Origin of the sequence: Acidovorax sp. ST3 (assembly GCF_003231145.1) — a bacterium.
Classification (GTDB): Bacteria; Pseudomonadota; Gammaproteobacteria; order Burkholderiales; family Burkholderiaceae_C; genus Acidovorax.
Map to the genome: position 1 here is coordinate 1 of NZ_QKVP01000070.1, position 619 is coordinate 619.

Here is a 619-nt window from a genome sequence, read left to right on the forward strand (position 1 = left end):
GAGGTCAATCGTGTCCGCGAAGAGTTGAAGCTGGCGGCGAGCGAAGCGACCCGCAAGGCGGAGCTGATCACCGTGCTGGAAACCGCTGGCACGGAGTTGAAAGTGCAACTGGCGCAGCGCGCGGCTGAAATCGGGCGTATGTCGGAGAAACTTGCCAAGCTTGAAGCGGATGCGGCGAAAAAGAATGAGGAGATCGAGAAACTCGGTCAGCTCTATGAGGAGGCCAGCTTCTCGTCATCCAACAGGCAGATCGAACTGGTGGCGCGCGAATCCGAGATCGAGAAGCTGAACAACGACATCTCCGTGCTGCGCGCCCAGCGCAAGGAAGCGGAGAAGCGTCATCAGGATATTTTGACCGAGGGCAAGGCTGCCATCGATGCGCTGGCAAACGAGAAGAAGAAGCTGGCGGACCGGGAACAGAAACTCGAACGTCTTCTTTCGACATTGGCGGACCGCGACGAAACGCTGGAGCGACGTGAGCGGGAACTGGCAAGGCTGAAGGAAGAAATGAAGAAGAAAGGATTGCAGGCCGAAATCCCCGCCAAGGGGCAAGGTGCTGCAGCCAATGATGGACAACGCCATCAGGAGGACCGCGCGGCGATGCAACTTTCTCCCCTGC

At 58.5% G+C, this 619-nt stretch carries 1 protein-coding gene; it reads left to right on the forward strand.

All coding sequences use genetic code 11. The features are described from left to right. The coding region (locus tag DNK89_RS24455) for a hypothetical protein (protein ID WP_203422546.1) at positions 1–619 on the forward strand (619 nt) is incomplete at both ends.